Below are 18,446 nucleotides of genomic sequence, written 5' to 3'. Positions count from 1 at the left end.
CCTTCCCTAAAAATTCGCCCCTGATTCAGGGGCTTTTTTTTTATTTTTTTTCAGCTTACCTCGCCTCTCCTTTCGCGGTAAATCAACAGGTTAAACGCAGCGGCGATGAAGAAAACCTACCTCGCTGCGCTTTATTTCTCTGGCATTCATGACCAGGCTTTTGGCTGTTGATCGATTCCTCACTAACCAGGAGATAACCATGTTTCATCACTCATCAAAGCTGCAGTACCCCGTGCGAGTAGAGAAACCCGATCCTGAATTCGCCATGTTACTCCAGCAAGCCATTGGCGGCGTGGAAGGCGAAATACGTGTGGCAATGCAGTACTTCTTCCAGGCCATGGGCGCACGCGGCGATGCGCGGATCAAAGATCTTCTTATCTCTACGGCAACTGAAGAACTGAGCCATATTGAGATGCTGGGCCATGCGGTGGCCCTCAACCTGGAGGGCGCACCCCTTTCTTATCAGGAAGCCTCGGCAAAAGATCCCGTGGTGAATGCGATTCTCGGCGGAATGAATCCCCGTCATATCCTGTCATCAGGGCTGGCTGCCCTGCCGGTGAATGCGAACGGCATGCCTTTTGACATGAGCCATATATACGCGTCCGGCAATGTGGCTGCCGATATGCTGGCAAACGTGACGGCTGAAGCCACTGGCCGGGTACTGGCGACGCGCCTGTACAATTTGACTGAGGATAAAGGCATGAAGGATTTCCTGTCTTTCCTGATTGCCCGCGACACGATGCACCAGCAGCAGTGGCTGGCGGTAATCGAAGATTTAGGCGGCCTGGATGCGTCGCTGCCCATCCCGGACAGTTTCCCACAGGAAGGGGAAGCGCAGGAACACGCTTACTACTGCCTGAATACCTCACTGGATAAACCGTTGCCGAAAGGCCGCTGGAGTGAAGGCCCCTCCTTCGACGGTCGCGGTGAGTTTAGCGCGAAAGAGCAGCCGGATATTTTAGGAGAAGAGCCGCTGCTGGGGAATGCCCGCCCCGGTTCCGGTGCTCAGCAGGCACAAATCGAAGGTGGCGTTCCGCCACTGAAAAAGGGATTGTGATGATTTGAAGGGCCACCGGCCCTTCTTTTTTTGCCCGCCGGTCCTGTCAGGCCACCAGCCTGTGACTTTTTGCCTGCGTGTAAAGCGTTTCTCTGGCCAGGTTCTTCATTTTCACTTCGCACATAATGTCGAAATCGCTAAACGACAATGCCCAGTCATTGAGCGTCGCGTTGAAATAATAATCGGAGTGTGCCCGCAGTTTGGTTTTTGGCACCGCCAGTTGCTGCTGATCGGGGAACCCCTTCTCAGGGATAAGGCCCTCCTGCGAAATGGAATAGTGCAATACTGGCCGTACGCCACGCCAGGACTCTGTAATTTGGGCAATACGAACATCATCGGCCTGAATAAACTGATTCTCTTTCACCCAGTGATGATGAATGTCTAACACGACGGGACACAATGCACGGGCCTGAAGCACGTCGTCCAGCGAACAGGATATCTCATCATTTTCTACCGTCAGCATCAGGCGGGCTTCGGGACTGAGACGGTGAAAGGCCTGTTTAAACCCGTCAAAACCCCGTTTGCCATTCATATGGATGTTGATTTTAAAATCCTGAAAGGTTTTGCCGTAGCCCATCAGGCAGGCGCACAGGGCATGGTATTCCACATCTTCCAGCGCGCGGGTTACTACATCAGGATTGTCTGACGCCAGCACGCTGTACTGTCCCGGATGGAATGACAGACGAATGTTATGCTGTCTGGCCAGTTCACCGCAGCGGGCAAAAAGCGGATACAGTTCCGGCAAAAAACGGGCAAACAGGGGTTTTGCTTCTGGCACGGTGTAGAGCGGCAGTAAATCGCTGCCAATGCGCATCATTCTTAACGCGTCAGGCTGTGTCGCTATCGCCTCCAGCGTTAAATACAGATTCTGCAAATTAGTTTGCGCGATCTCATAAAGCAGTGCGCTGCCCTGCGCCTTATCCAGGCGGAGAAAACGTGTCCGGGTGGTGGCGCGAAAGGGAAAGAACTGCTTGCCGTCCGCATTTAAGTACTTGCATGCAAAGCCTAATTTCATAGTCACTCCTGAAAGGTATCCAGAAAGTGTAACAGCTAATTTTTAACTCGCCATTTTGGGCAATTTTATCAATAGGTTAATGACCATCTTTCCAGGTAATGCTTCATTAAACCCATTCTGACAGTGGGTGAACGATAAGCGTCACTCATCCCGTCACAGCCGCTTACCCGTAACAGAATATTACTTACTGATTTTTCGGGAAATAACTTACGAAAGCCGCAAAAAGTCTGCGTGTGCAGAGTGGCATAATTTCCTGTAACAACTAAAATGACAGTGTGACTAGCTAGTCCTTTTTATCTTACGGAACACTGATATGAGGTCTGACTATGACACAACAGAAATACAGAGGTGGAGCCGGAAATTTTGCTAACGATCCTGATCGCGCCAGTGAAGCTGGCAGTGCAGGAGGCAAAGCCAGCGGAGGTAATTTAAGGAACGATCCTGAAAGAGCCAGGGAGGCCGGTCGGAAAGGCGGCAAAACCAGCCGACGCACGTCTAAGTAGTTCTGAGTAAGGCGCCTTAAGGAAGGACGACGCCATGGACTGGCACTTTTCCTCTGTCAGTTCCCCTTTTATCCGCTCTGCACACTATCACCGGCTCTGCTTTGTCTTTTGTCTGACTCAATCACATCGCCCTTTATCTTAATAAGCGCAGCGGTATAACGCTATGCGTAAAATACCGTATCGCCAGCAAAGTGCGTTAATCACGAGAGGCGACCTGTTTCAGAAAGTACCGCATGAAAAATAAACGTGCGGCGATTACCCCGGCCCTTCCCCGCCTTTACAGAAAACAATCAACCAGATGAAAAACAAATAAAAATCATCAAGAATTCGCCATTTAATTTCGCTAATGAATTATTTCCGCCTGTGCTTTGCTGAAAATAAAAAAACAGGCATCACACACCGTGCGATATTTAAGCGCACCGGTTAAACAGAATATTTTCAGGCGTAATCGGTGAGGTGTTCTATATTTACAGCCACCTCACGTCGTATAAAAAAAGCTGGAGCAATGTGTCATGTCGAATGAGAAATCTACTACGCCCCTGAATCACCGTGCCCCAACCACCGGCCCCGAATCCTCACAGCCCGGCCTGGGATCATTAGCCCCCAAAGACGGTTCACATCAGCCTCCTGCCGAACCCACACCACCGGGGAAACAACCAACGGCGCCCGGCAGCCTTAAAGCCCCTGAGACGCGTAATGCAAAGCTGGATCAGCTGGAGGTGAACCGCAAAGGCGGCACAGGCAGCGCGCTGACCACCAACCAGGGCACCCGTATTGCAGACGACCAGAACTCATTGCGCGCCGGATCACGCGGTCCGACGCTGCTTGAAGATTTTATTATGCGGGAGAAGATCACCCATTTTGATCATGAACGCATCCCTGAGCGCATCGTCCATGCGCGCGGCTCGGCCGCCCATGGTTACTTTCAGCCTTACTGCTCGCTGAAGGACGTGACCAAAGCCCATTTTCTGAGCGAGCCTGAGCAGATCACGCCGGTTTTTGTGCGCTTCTCTACCGTTCAGGGCGGTGCCGGTTCGGCGGATACCGTGCGGGATATTCGTGGCTTTGCCACCAAGTTCTATACCGAGGAAGGCGTTTTTGATTTAGTGGGCAACAATACGCCCGTCTTTTTTATTCAGGATGCGCATAAGTTCCCGGACTTTGTGCATGCGGTGAAACCCGAACCGCACAATGAGATCCCTCAGGGCCAGAGTGCGCACGACACATTCTGGGATTATGTCTCGCTGCAGCCCGAAACCCTGCACAACGTTATGTGGGCGATGTCCGACCGCGGTATCCCACGCAGCTACCGCACGATGGAAGGCTTCGGCATTCATACGTTCCGCCTGATCAACGACGAAGGTAAAGCCACATTTGTGCGTTTCCACTGGAAACCGCTGGCCGGTAAAGCCTCATTGCTGTGGGACGAATCTCAGAAGCTGACAGGCCGCGATCCCGACTTCCACCGTCGCGATCTGTGGGAAGCGATTGAAGCGGGTGATTTCCCTGAGTTTGAGCTTGGCCTGCAGATGATTCCGGAAGAGGATGAGTTTAAGTTTGACTTTGATATTCTGGACGCCACCAAACTGATTCCTGAAGCGCTGGTGCCTGTGGTGCGCGTCGGCAAAATGGTGCTGAACCGCAACCCGGACAACTTCTTCGCCGAAACCGAGCAGGTCGCCTTCCATCCCGGTCACATCGTTCCCGGCCTGGATTTCACCAACGATCCCCTGCTTCAGGGCCGTCTGTTCTCCTACACCGATACGCAAATCAGCCGTCTTGGCGGGCCTAACTTCCATGAAATTCCGATTAACCGCCCGGTTTGCCCTTACCACAATTTTCAGCGTCAGGGCATGCACCGGATGGACATTGATACCAATCCGGCCAACTACGAGCCGAACTCGATCAATGACAACTGGCCACGGGAAACCCCACCGGCGGCAAAAGGAGGCGGCTTTGAAAGCTATCAGGAGCGCATTGAAGGACATAAAGTGCGCGAACGCAGCCCTTCATTCGGCGAATACTATTCACAGCCGCGACTGTTCTGGAACAGCCAGACTGCCATCGAACAGCAACATATTATTGGCGCGTATTCGTTTGAACTGAGTAAAGTGGCTCGCCCTTACATTCGTGAGCGCGTGCTCGATCATCTGCTGCGCATTGACGTCACGCTGGCGCAGGGCGTTGCCGCCAATCTGGGGATTGCGCTCAGCGACGACCAGTTGAATACCGCCGCGCCAAAAGAGGTTAACGGCCTGCAAAAAGATGACAGCCTGAGCCTGTACGCGATCCCGGATGGGGATATCAAAGGCCGCCAGGTGGCGCTGTTAGTCAGCGAGGGCGTTAACGCCGATGATGTGCTGCATATCCTGCAACACCTGAAAACGGCCGGCGTGCATACGAAACTGCTGGCGGCGCACATGGGCCAGGTCAGTGCCGACGATGGATCACAGTTACCCATCGATGCCACCTTTAACGGCCTGCCTTCCCTTACGTTCGACGCCGTGATCGTCCCCAATGGCAACATGGATGCGCTGCTGAAAAGCGGTGATGCGCGCTACTTCCTGCAGGAAGCGTACAAGCACCTGAAAGTCATTGGTCTGAGTGGGGAAGCGCGTCGCTTTAAAGCGCAGTTTGACCTGGATGAGAATCAGCAGGAAGACGGCATCGTGGAAGCCGACAATGCTGAAATCGCGCTGATGAATGATTTCACGGCGGCCATGGCCGGACACCGCGTCTGGTCACGTAGCCAAAAGGCGGAAACCATCCCGGCCTGATGGCGCGTCAGCCAGGCTTTCGGGTCTGGCTGACGTTATCGTGACAACGTCACATAAATTCACCTGTTTGACCGCGAAACCGCTGTTTACGGCGGTTTTTTTGTGCATAACGGCACAGGGTTTTATCTGATTTTCCATAAAGATCAGCGAAAACCAGGGCGGGCCCGATGGCGGTGCGTATCAGCCTCGCTGAGGAATAAATCGTGTACAAAGGCGGGCACGCGCAGTAAATGCGGCAACGTAGTCTATGATTAGGGCTTAAGCATGGTGTGAAACAGACGCTGCCTGGCGTCTGAAGCGGTATGACACATAACACTTTCTGAATAGTAACGCAGGCAGAGGTGATGAAGGCGTTCCCCTCTCCTGGGTGCCTGATCTCGTTAACAACATTTTCAACCCGTACCCTCGGCTGACCGATAGCGTGAGGGTGCTTATTGCGTACTTTCTGATTAAAGAGGCAACGGAATGGGATCGACAGCATTTTGTAAGAGTTGGGGGGCGGAGTTTCTGGCCGACGGGAGCGTGCGTTTCCGCGTTTGGGCGACCGGCCAGCAGCAGGTCACGCTGCGACTGGACGGTCAGGATAGTGCCATGACACCCGCCGAAGACGGCTGGTTTGAATATCATGCCAGCGGCATTCAGGCGGGCGCAGCGTACAACTTTGTGCTGAACGATGGCACCGTTATCCCCGATCCCGCCTCACGCGCGCAGCAGGATGATGTCAGTGGACCGTCGCTGGTTATCGATCCGACACACTATCGCTGGCAGAACACCGACTGGCGTGGTCGTCCGTGGCAGGAAAGCGTGGTCTATGAAATGCATATCGGCACGTTTACGGAAGAAGGTACTTTCCAGGCCGCAATTAAAAAACTGCCTTATCTGGCTGAGACCGGCATCACCATGATTGAGGTGTTGCCGGTCTCGCAGTTTGGCGGCCAGCGCGGATGGGGCTACGATGGCGTGCTGCTTTACGCACCGCATGCCGCCTACGGTACGCCCGACGATTTCAAAGCGTTTATTGATGCCGCGCATGGCTATGGCATTGCAGTTGTACTCGACATCGTGCTTAACCACTTTGGTCCGGACGGAAATTATCTGCCGCTGCTGTCACCCGACTTCTTTCACAAAGATCGCATGACGCCATGGGGCGCGGGTATTGCCTATGATGTTGACGCCGTTCGCCGCTATATCGCGGAAGCGCCCCTTTTCTGGCTGCAGGAGTATTGTCTGGACGGCCTGCGTTTTGATGCCATCGATCAGATTGAGGATATCGCTGACAAACACGTGCTGACGGAGATTGCTGAGCGGATCCGGGCGGACATTCCTGACCGCCAGATTCACCTCACCACCGAAGATTGCCGTAACGTCATTTTCCTGCACCCCAGGACGGAAAACGGCGGCGTGCCGCTGTTTACGGCGGAGTGGAATGACGACTTCCATAATGCCGTGCATGTCTTCGCCACCGGTGAAACGCACGCTTACTACAAAGACTTTGCCGATCAGCCTGAAAAACGCGTGGCGCGCGCGCTGGCCGAGGGCTTTGTCTATCAGGGTGAGGTGTCCGTTCAGTCAGGTGAGAAACGCGGTGTAGACAGCACGGGACAGCCGCCTGTGGCCTTTGTTGATTTTATTCAGAACCACGATCAGGTGGGCAACCGTGCGCAGGGCGAAAGGCTGATTTCGCTGGCCGGCGCTGAACGCACACAGGTGCTACTGGCGACATTACTGTTATCACCGCATATCCCGCTGCTGTTTATGGGGGAAGAGTATGGCGAAACCCACCCTTTCCTGTTCTTTACCGATTTTCATGGCGATCTGGCTAAAGCCGTGCGTGAAGGCCGGGCAAAAGAGTTTGAAGGCCATGCCGGTCATGAGGGCGAAAGCGTGCCCGATCCAAACGACGAAGCGACGTTTGTGCGTTCAAAGCTGGACTGGCGCAAGCTGGAAAGTGAGGAAGGCCAACGCTGGCTGACGCTGACCCGGTCACTGCTGGCAATCCGACAGCAGTCCATTGTCCCGCTGCTGGCCACCGCAGGCGGTCACAGCGGTCAGGTGCTGGCGACCGCCGAGGGCTTTGTTGCCGTGAGCTGGACCTTCCCTGCGGGGACACTGTCCATGGCGCTGAACATAGGTGAGCAGGCCCAGCCGCTGCCTGAAATGCCCGGTGAAACCCTCTTTGCCTGGCCACAAGCGGCCGATCGGTTGCCCCAACATTCCATCGTGGTTCGTCTGGCTGCGGGAGACAGCAAATGAGTATTCCAACCGCTACCTACCGTATTCAGTTTCGTAACGGCATGACGTTTGATCGTGCTGCGGCGCTGGTGCCCTATCTGAAAGACCTGGGCATCAGCCATCTTTATGCCTCGCCCATTTTTACCGCTACAAAGGGATCCACCCACGGCTACGATGTCACCGACGTCAACGCGATCGATCCATCCATTGGCGGTCGTGCGGGCTTTGATCGTCTGGTCAGCGCCCTGAAAGCCGCCGGACTGGGGTTGATTATTGATATCGTACCCAACCACATGGCGGCCTCGCTGGAAAATGGCTGGTGGCGCGACGTCCTTGAGCATGGTCAGGACAGCCGCTATGCACGTTACTTTGATATTGACTGGTCACGGCGCTTAACACTGCCGTTCCTGGGCGACGATATCGATACCGTGCTGGAAAATGGCGAGATCAGCGTGAAGCGCGATCCCGATACAGGTAAGCCCGCGCTGGCCTATTTCGAAAGCTATTATCCGCTGACCCCGGCAAGCTGGGAGGGTCATGAAGCGGCGGTGCTCCAGCTCAGCGGCAAAGGCGACCTGGCGGCACTGCATGAGCAGCAGCCCTGGCGGCTGATGTCATGGCGCGATGCTGCACACGACCTCTCCTATCGTCGCTTTTTCGAGGTCACCGGTTTAGTGGGCGTGCGGGTGGAAGATCCGGCGGTGTTCGAAGATGCGCACCGGCTTATTCTGAGCCTCGTACACAGCGGTGCGGTTGACGGACTGCGCGTTGACCACGTTGACGGGCTGGCCGATCCCAAAGGCTATCTGGAGCAACTCCGCCAGGCCGCCGGGCCAGATTGTTATCTCACCGTTGAGAAAATCCTGGGCGCCGGAGAACACCTTCCGGCCGACTGGCCCATCTCGGGCACCACGGGCTATGAATTTATCAGCGCGTTGTCTCATGTGCTGGTGGATAATAAAACGCTTGGGTCACTGCGTCAGGCCTGGGAAGACGTCAGCGGCGCTGACGTGCAGATGGAAGAGGAACTGCGTAAAGCGAAATGCCTGATGGCAGACCGTAACTTTGCCGGCGAGTTTTCACGTCTGCTGCAGCTGGCCACGGCTATTGCCGAAGATGAAAACGTCGCCGTGCGCCCGGACGATCTGCGTAACGCGCTGCGTGAGCTGCTGGTGGCGTTTCCGGTTTATCGTACCTATGGCAATACGCAGGGCTTGGCCGCCGATGACCAGCAACGGTTACAGGCGGTCGCCGCAGACGTCAAGGCATCAGCCCATGCACCGGACAGCCACGCGCTGGATTTCCTGCTGCGCATTATGCAGGGTGATGTGGCGCATGCGGTGACCGGGCAGGCAGGCAGCTTCCGTACACGTTTCCAGCAACTGACCGGCCCGCTGATGGCGAAATCCATCGAAGACACGCTGTTTTATCGTCAAAACATGGCGCTGGCGTTGAATGAAGTGGGCGCAGAACCGCTGCAGGCGCAGTTTTCACCGGCGCAGTTTCATGAGGAAATGCAGGACCGCCTTGCGCGCCAGCCCGATGCTCTTTCCGCCAGTTCAACCCATGATACCAAGCGTGGCGAAGATGCCCGTGCCCGTCTCTATACCCTGACAGAAGCACCGCAGCAGTGGGCAGCCTGCGTCGCGCGCTGGCGTGAGCTGAATCGCCCGGCGGTCCGCTCGCTTGCGGAAGGTCCGGCACCCGAAGCCACCGTGGAATGGCTACTCTTTCAGGCACTGGCGGGCGTCTGGCCGCCGACGTTGCAACCGGATGATCGTGCCGGACTGGCAGCCCTGGCCGAGCGCTTTGCCGGCTACGTTGAAAAAGCCCTGCGTGAAGCCAAGCTGCGTACCGACTGGACGGAAAACAATACGGACTACGAACAGGCGGTACTCGATTACGCTCATCATCTGCTCTCCCCTGATAATCAGGCTTTTCTGCAGGATTTTGTCGCCGCATTACAGCCGTTTATTCAGGCCGGGCTGATAAACAGTCTGAGCCAGCGAATCATCAAACTTACCGCACCCGGCGTGCCGGATATTTATCAGGGAAGTGAAGCGCTGGACTTCAGCCTGGTCGATCCAGACAACCGGCGTGAGCCCGATTACGCGGCGCTGGACAAGATGCTGCATGCTGGCATCACCGCGCTGCCCGATACGCCTGAGGGCTGGCTCAGTGGTCACGTGAACCAGTATGCCACGCAGGCCTTGCTGAACGCCCGGCAGTCGCACCCCGCGCTGTTTGCCCGGGGCGCGTACCTGCCGCTGACGGCACAGGGCGCCCATGAGGACGCGCTGCTGGCGTTTGCCCGCACGCAGGGTGACGAGGCGATTATCGTGATTACGCCGCGATTGATTTTTAACACGCTACAGACGCTGACGTCCCCACCTGCCGGACGCTGGGATGACACCGCGATCCCGCTGCCTGAGACGCTGGCGCATCGACGCTACCGCGATCTGCTGAGCGGTGAGGAAATCACCCTGACCGACCATATTGCGCTGGACAGATTAAATAACTTTTGGGCACTGGCACTGTTAGCTTGCTAGAAACAGGCTGGTACAAGGACTAAAACGCCGTTACTGGGTTCGTTAATTGAGAGGGACAGATGTCAAATCATCGTTTTGAAATTACGTCGGGATCGGCCCATCAGCTTGGGGCAAATTATGATGGGCAAGGCGTCAACTTTGCGCTGTTTTCTGCGCATGCAGAACGCGTAGAGCTGTGTCTTTATGATCCCAGCGGCAAGCAGGAGATCGCCCGTCTGGAGCTGCCAGAGTTTACGCATGAGATCTGGCACGGTTACGTGCCGGGTTTACAGCCAGGTGCGCTTTATGGCTACCGGGTGTATGGCCCTTACGACCCGGAAAACGGTCACCGATTCAACCCTAACAAATTACTCGTCGATCCGTATGCGCGCGAACTGGCCGGGGATATTGCCTGGAATGAGGCGCACTTCGCATATGATTTGTATCACGACGATAAAGATTTGACGTTTGACGATCGCGACAGTGCGCCTTTTACGCCGAAATGTCGCGTCATCGATCCGAACGAATTTGACTGGCAGGATCAGAACCGGCCGCAGATTCCCTGGTCAGAAACCATCGTTTATGAAACCCATGTGAAAGGCTTCACCCAACTGAACATGGCGTTACCTCCGGAGATGCGCGGCACCTACGATGGCATGAGCCATCAGTCGACGGTGGGCTATATCAAAAGTCTGGGCATTACGTCAGTAGAGTTGCTGCCGGTGCACTGGTTTCCCGACGATCAACACCTGCTGGATAAAGGGCTGAAAAACTTCTGGGGCTATAACTCACTGAACTTTTTTGCCCCGGCCACACGTTATTTCGGCCCGCGTGGGATTCAGGGATTCCGCGATATGGTGCGCGCCTTCCATGATGCCGGTATCGAAGTGATTCTGGACGTGGTTTATAACCACACGGCCGAGGGCAATGAGCTCGGTCCAACCCTGTCGTTTAAAGGCATCGATAACTTCTCCTACTACCGTACATTACCGGACCAGCATCGTTACTACATTAACGACACCGGAACCGGTAACACGGTCAACACCTCGCATCCACGTGTGTTGCAGATGGTCACGGACTCCTTGCGCTACTGGGCAGAATCCATGCATATCGACGGCTTCCGCTTCGATCTGGGTACAATTTTGGGACGTGAACCGGAAGGCTTCGATCCACGCGGCGGCTTCTTCGACGCCATTACTCAGGATCCGCTGCTTTCCCGATTAAAACTGATCGGGGAACCGTGGGACATTGGTCCGGGTGGTTATCAGGTCGGTGGTTTCCCGCCGGGCTGGGCGGAATGGAACGATCAGTATCGCGATACGGTGCGTGATTACTGGAAAGGCAATAATGTCTCTACCGACTTTGCGGCGCGGTTGCTTGGCTCCGGCGATCTGTATGACCAGCGCGGTCGCCGCCCCTGGGCCAGCGTCAATTTTATCACGGCGCATGATGGCTTCACGCTGAACGACCTGGTGTCGTACAACGAGAAACATAATGCCGACAATGGTGAAGACAATAACGACGGGCATAACGATAACCGTTCGTACAATTATGGCGTTGAGGGGCCGACGGATGACGAAGGCATCAATGCCGTCCGTGAGCGTCAGAAGCGTAACTTCCTGGCCACCCTGTTTTTCTCGCACGGTACGCCCATGCTGCTGGCAGGCGATGAGTTTGGCCGTAGCCAGATGGGCAATAATAACGGCTATTGTCAGGACAGTGAAATTTCCTGGGTTCACTGGGACAATCTGCCCCCTTCCGCCGAAGCGTTACGCGAATTTACCCGTCACATTATCGCCTTACGTAAAACCCAGCCGTTATTGCGGCGCGAAAGCTGGCGCGATGGCATGGAAATTAAATGGTTCAATGCGGGCGGCGGTCTGCAACAGGCTGAACAGTGGGATGAAGGCTCAACCCTTGGCGTTTATATCGGTCGGCCCGACCTGCAGAATCAGGAAGGAATCTGGTATGACGTGCTGATGTTAATTAATCCTTTCGAGGGTAATGTGCCCTTCCGTATTCCGCAGTTCGGTGACGGCGGCTGGGTGCTGGAACTGACCACCAGCGATGTGGATAAACGCGGTCTGGTGATTACCAAGGAAAAGGACTTCGAACTGGAAGGCCGCAGTATGGCGCTGTTCAGAAGGCCGTAGGCCGGCGTTAGCGCAACGCGTACCGCGATTGCTCAGGTTAAACTCTGCGCATCCGGACGCGCTGCGCTTGACCTGAGCCTGGTGGCTGCCAGGCTTAAACGCGTATCAACAGAAAAGCAACGCCATTAAGGAGGCAACATGTCCAGATTTACAGGAAAAATCGTTGTAGTGACAGGCGCCGGATCAGGAATTGGCGCAGCGAGTGCAAAACGCTTTGCGGAGGAAGGCGCGTCTGTTGTGCTGGTGGGACGTACCCGGGATAAACTGGAAAAGGTCGCGGCACAACTGTCGGGTCAGGACCATATGGTTGCCGATTGTGATGTCGCTGAAGCCGACCAGGTTCAGGACCTGACAAGCCGCGTTGAAGAAAAATATGGCCGCGTTGATGTGCTGGTGAATAACGCCGGGATCATCGTGCAGGGCCGCATTCACGAGATTGAACTCGCTGACTGGAAAAAGCTGATGAGCGTTGATCTCGACGGCGTCTTCCACTGCGTGCACTATTTTATGCCTGCCCTGCTGAAAACCCGGGGCAACGTCGTGAACATTTCGTCAGTATCAGGCCTGGGCGGCGACTGGGGCATGAGTGTGTATAACGCGGCGAAAGGCGCAATCACCAATTTTACCCGCTCACTGGCGATGGACTACGGCACCGATGGCGTGCGGGTCAACGCCATTTGTCCTGGCTTTACGTTTACCGACCTGACCGAAGGCGTTAAGAACGATCAGGCACTGCTTGAACGCTTCTACGACCGAATTCCGCTACGTCGCGCCGGGGAGCCGGAAGATATCGCTGATGCGATTGCGTTTATTGCCAGCGACGACGCCCGCTACATTACCGGGGCGAATCTGCCTGTCGATGGCGGCCTGACCGCCTCAAACGGTCAGCCTAAACAGGCTTAACCGACTTAAGCAGCTGTTCGCAGCTGCTTTTTATTGACTGCACGACAGCGCCGCTGCCCGTTATTTCACGGGCTCAGCAACCGCCATTTCAACTTCTGGCACGTCGGGCTGACCGGCGCCCTCCGCCTTCTGACATCATAGTCCCCTGCTTTATCACTCAGCCTTATTCAGGATGATTTTGGCGTATGTCGTGTCGGCAGCGGACGGCCACGGGAAGTGAGACGGTTGCCGGCTGTGGGACAGACATAATGGCTCAGGCAGACCGTACACAGAATCGCTTCGGGATGATGGATTTTTGCCACTGTCAGCGCCTGCTGACGGCTATACAGTGAACCAATAAATTCCCGGCCACGGCTGTTATAAAGATGAACACAGCCTTCTTTATGAATGATCCATCCGCTTCTGTTGTATGGACACACATAATAGTAGCTTGATTTAAGCATGGTACTGCCCCCGGTGGTTGCTGTATCAATCAGGTGAGAAAAAGCAAAGTATGATTTTATTTAATAATGTAGCGTCATTAACACTAGCTGAGAATTATGCCTAAAACTACGCAGGCAATTATAAAACGGTGGTTTTGAGATTTATTCGCAACCCATCTTCGCCCTTCCGTTAATGTTGCATCAGCATCCTGTTTTACAAAACGGTTTATACGAAAAGTTCGGTTCGCCGTCTTAATCATTACGTTCGGCCTTATCGTCTGGCCTCCCGCTGAGAAAATCATACCAAATCAAGGCACTACCCTTTTTAAATCCCGTGCAGGAGACAATAAAAGAGAAAATTTGATTACCCCGCGTAACCTGACTGCTGAGGCAGAGAAACTGCTTTATTAACCGTTCATAAACTGCAAAAAAGACACCAGGATTTCCTCGCCGGACGTCGAAGTGCTGATATAATGGAAACGATGCGATACCACGCTGGTAAAGAAAAAACCAGAGCAAATCGGTTGATGCCCGACAGCGTGATCTGAACGCTATTAACCCGTCTGTGACAACGGAACCTCACAGGTAAGCACCCTCCTTGCGCCATGCTGGAAACGCCTGGCTCAAACACATTTTGCAACGGCATTCACGCAGGCTCGGGGCCGCCCGGTCTGGGTTTTGGCAATGTGTGCGGTAAAAAGAACAAGAATCTGGAAGACGTTATGTTGTTGACAATTATCTATCGCAGTCACATCGCTGATCATGTTCCACTGAAAATGCTGGAAGGCCTGGTCGCTAAAGCCAATAAAATTAATGAGTCATCAAGCGTTACCGGCATCTTATTATTTAATGGCACCCATTTTTTTCAGGTTCTTGAAGGTCCAGAGAATGATGTACTGGCGGTTTACGAACGTATCTGCCGTGATACCAGCCATCATAATATTGTGGAATTAATGCGGGATTATGCGCCTTCCCGCCGTTTCGGTAACGTGGGCATGGAGCTGTTTGATCTGCGTGAATACGATAAAACCACTGTGCTTAATGCCGTGCTTGAAAAAGGCACAACCAAATATCAGCTGACCTATGAAGACAGAGCGCTTAAATTTTTGCGCACCTTTGTCGAAGCACGGGAAAAAGAGAATTATTTTGAAATTCCCTCAGCGGAAAGCTGGGATTTTATCAGTGATGATGAGGAAGTGCGCGAAGGTGACGACGCGCTGATTAATCACGAAGGCGTCAATTTTGCTTTTCAGGCGATTATCGATCCCCTTGCACGTAAAATCGTCTCGCTGGAAGCCCTGCTTCGGGGCTCGCAGGGCGAAACACAACAGGATTACTTTTCACGCCTCCCGCCGGAGAACATCTACCGCGACGATCTGCAGTCCAAACGCATCGCTTTTGCACAGGCGAAGGCGCTGGGGATAGAAGGCATTATGCTGTCAGTCAACCTGTTGCCCATGTCGCTGGTGCTGGTGCCGGATGCCGTAACGTTTCTGCTTACTGAAATCTATGCCCACGATTTGGTTCCTGAGCAGATCGTGGTCGAGTTTACCGAAAATGAAATCATTTCCCGTCCTGACGACTTTGCAGCGGCGCTGAAACAGCTCAAAGCAGCGGGCATCAGCGTGGCACTGGATGATTTTGGCGCGGGCTATGCCGGGCTATCCTTACTGACGCAGATTCAGCCCGACAAAATAAAAATTGATCGCAGCATTATCAGCAATGTGCATAAAAGCGGCCCGAAGCAGGCTATTGTGCACGCTATTTTAGCCTGTTGTTCGTCACTGGAAATTACCGTGATTGCAGAGGGCATTGAACAGCCCGAAGAATGGATGTGGCTGGAAGCGGCCGGCGTTTCACAATTCCAGGGGTTTCTTTTCTCCTGGCCGAAAGTCAACGGCGTCTCCTCTGTTACCTGGCCTGAGTTAAAATAAGACGGTTATCCGCAGGAAAGTGAATTTTTCGTTCTTCCTTGCCGGACTGAAAACGCGCTGCTAAATATTAGAAGCGCGTTTCAGATTGTGTCATCGCATTGCAATAGTCGACGTGCACGCTGTTTTTAAATTATCAAAGATGTTAAGCAGTCAGATGTTCAGTGTTAAAGGCCGAAGTCACGCGCCGTTTTAAGGCGCGCCCCACAGGTACAGCATTTGAGGAACTGAATGAAGCAAATCATCCGCGGTGATAAAGAACCCGTCCATATCGTAGCCGCCTCGCGCGCGCTTGAAGCCCATATGTCCCGCTATGGTGAGGGAAATAAATACCATCCGGTTATCTATTCAATTGCCTATCGCAGCAAATACTACCAGGTTGAAGTCATTACACGACGTGAAACGATCGTCGCCACCGTCATTACCGGCGTGCGTAAACTGACGCACCTGCCCGGCGTGGCCTGATGCTGTTTTACGCGCCTTCTGCTCAGGGGACAAACCTGTCCCCTTTCTCTCAGCGGTAAAAGCGCGGATTCGCCGGATAAATCGCCCCGATGATGCTTTTCTCCCGCGCCCCGGTCACCGCAGGTAAATTGCCCGGCAAACCAGACAGTGTGCGGTAAGCCAGCCAGGCAAATGCCAGCGCTTCCATGTCGTCACCATTAATCCCGACGGTATCGGTTGTCGTGACTTCTGTTCCGGCCAGATGCGCCGCCAGGCGGGCCATCAGCAACGGATTTCGGCTGCCGCCTCCGCATACCAGCAACCGATCGCAGCCATCGTTGAGTTGTACCTGTTGCGCAATGGTCACGGCGGTAAATTCGTTTAGCGTGGCCTGCACATCCTGAGCAGCGATGCCGGGAAAGTGGCGCAAATGCTGTTCAAGCCAGCCCAGATTAAACAGTTCACGTCCGGTACTTTTGGGCGGCACCCGCGCCAGCCAGGGTTCACGCAGTAGCGCTTCCAGTAACGCAGGACTGACCTTACCGCTTCGCGCCCAGTTCGCGTCCTTATCATAGGCTTTGCCCTGATTACGCCATATCCATGCGTCCAGCAGCATATTGCCCGGCCCGGTATCAAAGCCGCGCACGGGCTGCCCCGGAATCAGCAGGGAGAGATTGGCAATACCGCCGATATTCAGCACCATGCGCCGTTCCGTGGCATCCATTAACAGGGCCTGATGAAAGGCAGGCACCAGCGGCGCGCCTTGCCCACCCAGCGCCATATCGCGCCGACGGAAATCCCCGACCACCGTCACGCCTGTTGCCGCCACTATCTGGTTGTTATCGCCAATTTGTAAGGTATTGGGTGCCGCGCTGTGCGGCTCATGCCATACCGTTTGACCGTGACAGCCAATCGCCACCACATCGCTCATCTCCAGCGCCTCGCGCTGCATAAGCGTCAGTACTGCGTCAGCGAATAGCTGGCCCAGTCGCGTGTCCAGTTGCCCCAGTTGCGACAACGTCACTGCCTGGCCCTGACAAATCGCCAGAATGCTCTGGCGCAGGTCGGGCGGCATGGGATGGCAGTAGCTCGCCTGCTGCGCCACCATATTTTCGTCGATGGCGGCCAGCACGACATCGACCCCATCAAGGCTGGTACCCGACATCACGCCAATGTAGCGTCCTGATTTCATAGCCGTTCCTTTCATCGGGATGAAAAAGTGAATACGCTGCCTGTAGCCTGACAAAATATCGGCCCTGAATCCACGATTACTTTGTTTTAAATCAATAAACTGTCTGGTGGTTAACGTCCCGGGTATTTTTATGATTGATTGAATCATTGTTAAAAATTTGCGGTCTATGCTGTCGACAGCCATGTTTTATTCCGCAGAAGGTTAATTCGCCAGTTTTCTGTCTTATACTGTTTACAGGATTTCGCGATAGAGATGGCGCATTCTTGAATAAAGGAGTTTCAAATGATTAAGCGTTTAATTGTGGTCGCTTTGACTGGTGCGATGCTGGCGGGCTGTAGCAATACCGATACGTTATCGGGCGATACCTACAGTGCCAGTGAGGCCAAGCAGGTACAAAGTGTTTCTTACGGTACCTTAGTCTCAGTTCGCCCGGTTAAAATCCAGGGTGGAGACGACAGCAACATCATTGGGGCCATTGGCGGCGCCGTACTGGGTGGATTCCTGGGTAATACCATCGGCGGTGGTGCAGGACGTAGCCTGGCAACAGCGGGAGGCGCGGTGCTGGGTGGCGTTGCAGGTCAGGGCGTACAAGGCGCAATGAACAAAACTGACGGCGTTGAGCTGGAAATCCGTAAGGATGACGGCAACACCATTATGGTGGTGCAGAAACAGGCAGCCAGCCGTTACTCAGTCGGACAACGTGTTGCGTTGGCCACCGACGGTAGTCAGGTTACCGTTTCTCCGCGTTAACGCAGTGACCAACCGACGCCGGTGCCGGTCGCACTGCGCGTCGGTTTTATTTCTCTTTGTTTTGCAGTTCGAGAATATTCTTTTCAAGACGCGCAATCAGCGTCACCATCTGGTTGATTTCGTCGCGGCTGATACCGGAGAGAATGTCATCCCGGGTAATATCAATCACGTGTTCAACCTGCTGAATGACTGGCTCTGCCTGTTGTGTGAGCTTAATGCGTTTGGCCCGGCGATCGTGGGCGCAAGTGGTCCGGGTAATCAGCCCTTTCTCCTCAAGTTGATCCAGGGTTCTGACCAGAGAAGGCTGCTCGATACCAATGGCTTTCGCTAACTGGATTTGCGACTGCTCAGGCGGCAGTTGATGGATATTGTGCAGTGTTACCCAGTGCGTTTGAGTCAGCTCTAACGGCTTCAAACGTTGATCAATCAGTGCTCGCCAGATTCGCACCAGCCTGGACAGATCCGTGCCGAGAGGGGTATCCATGCTATCTCCTTATAATGTATGTACGCAGCTATCAAGCTGCATTGTATAGCATTTT

14 protein-coding genes are annotated in these 18,446 nt (G+C 54.2%); 10 read left to right on the top strand and 4 right to left on the bottom strand.

Annotation, left to right across the window (positions count from 1 at the left end):
• The first annotated feature begins 199 nt into the window (after positions 1-199).
• A complete protein-coding gene (locus tag RAC65_RS00950; RefSeq protein WP_039340546.1) occupies positions 200-1,057 on the top strand; it encodes a manganese catalase family protein in 858 nt (285 codons plus the stop codon).
• Between the two features lie 46 nt (positions 1,058-1,103).
• Here RAC65_RS00950 and RAC65_RS00945 read toward each other — a convergent pair whose 3' ends face one another.
• Complete coding sequence (locus RAC65_RS00945) at positions 1,104-2,072, bottom strand: UV damage endonuclease UvsE (RefSeq protein WP_058701997.1); 969 nt, start codon at positions 2,070-2,072, stop codon at positions 1,104-1,106.
• Between the two features lie 326 nt (positions 2,073-2,398).
• On the opposite strand from RAC65_RS00945, the gene RAC65_RS00940 reads away from it, so the two are divergent.
• The 6 genes from RAC65_RS00940 (at position 2,399) to RAC65_RS00915 (ending at position 13,168) form a co-directional block, all read left to right on the top strand.
• A complete protein-coding gene (locus tag RAC65_RS00940) occupies positions 2,399-2,575 on the top strand; it encodes a general stress protein (RefSeq protein ID WP_375096249.1) in 177 nt (58 codons plus the stop codon).
• Positions 2,576-3,087: 512 nt separating this feature from the next.
• The gene (gene katE, locus RAC65_RS00935; RefSeq protein WP_375096248.1) at positions 3,088-5,352 is read left to right on the top strand and encodes a catalase HPII; all 2,265 of its coding nucleotides are present in this window, start codon (positions 3,088-3,090) and stop codon (positions 5,350-5,352) included.
• Between the two features lie 465 nt (positions 5,353-5,817).
• Positions 5,818-7,605, top strand: coding sequence for a malto-oligosyltrehalose trehalohydrolase (treZ, locus tag RAC65_RS00930; protein WP_375096247.1), 1,788 nt, complete (start codon positions 5,818-5,820; stop codon positions 7,603-7,605).
• On the top strand, positions 7,602-10,133 hold the full coding sequence (treY, locus tag RAC65_RS00925; protein WP_375096246.1) for a malto-oligosyltrehalose synthase: 2,532 nt from the start codon (positions 7,602-7,604) through the stop codon (positions 10,131-10,133). The genes treZ and treY overlap by 4 nt, the downstream gene beginning before the upstream one ends.
• Positions 10,134-10,192: 59 nt before the next feature.
• The gene (gene glgX / locus RAC65_RS00920) at positions 10,193-12,265 is read left to right on the top strand and encodes a glycogen debranching protein GlgX (protein ID WP_033741181.1); all 2,073 of its coding nucleotides are present in this window, start codon (positions 10,193-10,195) and stop codon (positions 12,263-12,265) included.
• Between the two features lie 138 nt (positions 12,266-12,403).
• The gene (locus tag RAC65_RS00915; RefSeq protein WP_375096245.1) at positions 12,404-13,168 is read left to right on the top strand and encodes an SDR family NAD(P)-dependent oxidoreductase; all 765 of its coding nucleotides are present in this window, start codon (positions 12,404-12,406) and stop codon (positions 13,166-13,168) included.
• Between the two features lie 167 nt (positions 13,169-13,335).
• On the opposite strand, the gene RAC65_RS00910 is transcribed toward RAC65_RS00915, so the two are convergent.
• Complete coding sequence (locus RAC65_RS00910; protein ID WP_033741176.1) at positions 13,336-13,611, bottom strand: hypothetical protein; 276 nt, start codon at positions 13,609-13,611, stop codon at positions 13,336-13,338.
• A 701-nt stretch (positions 13,612-14,312) separates the two neighbouring features.
• Here RAC65_RS00910 and RAC65_RS00905 point away from each other — a divergent pair.
• Positions 14,313-15,524 carry a diguanylate phosphodiesterase gene (locus RAC65_RS00905; RefSeq protein WP_110267815.1) on the top strand — a complete coding sequence of 404 codons (1,212 nt, stop codon included), beginning with the start codon at positions 14,313-14,315 and terminating at the stop codon, positions 15,522-15,524.
• Positions 15,525-15,752: 228 nt separating this feature from the next.
• Positions 15,753-15,986 carry a DUF4060 family protein gene (locus RAC65_RS00900; RefSeq protein ID WP_006119000.1) on the top strand — a complete coding sequence of 78 codons (234 nt, stop codon included), beginning with the start codon at positions 15,753-15,755 and terminating at the stop codon, positions 15,984-15,986.
• Positions 15,987-16,035: 49 nt separating this feature from the next.
• Here RAC65_RS00900 and anmK read toward each other — a convergent pair whose 3' ends face one another.
• A complete protein-coding gene (gene anmK / locus RAC65_RS00895) occupies positions 16,036-17,157 on the bottom strand; it encodes an anhydro-N-acetylmuramic acid kinase (protein ID WP_006118999.1) in 1,122 nt (373 codons plus the stop codon).
• 282 nt (positions 17,158-17,439) lie between these two features.
• Here anmK and slyB point away from each other — a divergent pair, with 282 nt between their 5' ends.
• Positions 17,440-17,907, top strand: coding sequence for an outer membrane lipoprotein SlyB (gene slyB / locus RAC65_RS00890; protein ID WP_006118998.1), 468 nt, complete (start codon positions 17,440-17,442; stop codon positions 17,905-17,907).
• Between the two features lie 46 nt (positions 17,908-17,953).
• On the opposite strand, the gene slyA is transcribed toward slyB, so the two are convergent.
• Entirely contained in the window at positions 17,954-18,391 is a 438-nt protein-coding gene (slyA, locus tag RAC65_RS00885; protein ID WP_006118997.1) for a transcriptional regulator SlyA, read from the bottom strand.
• Positions 18,392-18,446: the final 55 nt, after the last annotated feature.

It is taken from the genome of Pantoea sp. BS_8 (genome assembly GCF_041954965.1).
Lineage (GTDB): Bacteria > Pseudomonadota > Gammaproteobacteria > Enterobacterales > Enterobacteriaceae > Pantoea > Pantoea stewartii.
This window is presented reverse-complemented; position numbering and strand designations above follow the sequence as displayed.

Excerpts from the sequence above, each read along its gene's own strand:
- glgX (WP_033741181.1), top strand. The coding sequence starts at position 10,193 with ATGTCAAATCATCGTTTTGAAATTACGTCGGGATCGGCCCATCAGCTT.
- katE (WP_375096248.1), top strand. The coding sequence starts at position 3,088 with ATGTCGAATGAGAAATCTACTACGCCCCTGAATCACCGTGCCCCAACC.
- slyB (WP_006118998.1), top strand. The coding sequence starts at position 17,440 with ATGATTAAGCGTTTAATTGTGGTCGCTTTGACTGGTGCGATGCTGGCG.
- RAC65_RS00945 (WP_058701997.1), bottom strand. The coding sequence starts at position 2,072 with ATGAAATTAGGCTTTGCATGCAAGTACTTAAATGCGGACGGCAAGCAG.
- treZ (WP_375096247.1), top strand. The coding sequence starts at position 5,818 with ATGGGATCGACAGCATTTTGTAAGAGTTGGGGGGCGGAGTTTCTGGCC.
- anmK (WP_006118999.1), bottom strand. The coding sequence starts at position 17,157 with ATGAAATCAGGACGCTACATTGGCGTGATGTCGGGTACCAGCCTTGAT.
- treY (WP_375096246.1), top strand. The coding sequence starts at position 7,602 with ATGAGTATTCCAACCGCTACCTACCGTATTCAGTTTCGTAACGGCATG.
- slyA (WP_006118997.1), bottom strand. The coding sequence starts at position 18,391 with ATGGATACCCCTCTCGGCACGGATCTGTCCAGGCTGGTGCGAATCTGG.
- RAC65_RS00950 (WP_039340546.1), top strand. The coding sequence starts at position 200 with ATGTTTCATCACTCATCAAAGCTGCAGTACCCCGTGCGAGTAGAGAAA.
- RAC65_RS00900 (WP_006119000.1), top strand. The coding sequence starts at position 15,753 with ATGAAGCAAATCATCCGCGGTGATAAAGAACCCGTCCATATCGTAGCC.
- RAC65_RS00910 (WP_033741176.1), bottom strand. The coding sequence starts at position 13,611 with ATGCTTAAATCAAGCTACTATTATGTGTGTCCATACAACAGAAGCGGA.
- RAC65_RS00940 (WP_375096249.1), top strand. The coding sequence starts at position 2,399 with ATGACACAACAGAAATACAGAGGTGGAGCCGGAAATTTTGCTAACGAT.
- RAC65_RS00905 (WP_110267815.1), top strand. The coding sequence starts at position 14,313 with ATGTTGTTGACAATTATCTATCGCAGTCACATCGCTGATCATGTTCCA.
- RAC65_RS00915 (WP_375096245.1), top strand. The coding sequence starts at position 12,404 with ATGTCCAGATTTACAGGAAAAATCGTTGTAGTGACAGGCGCCGGATCA.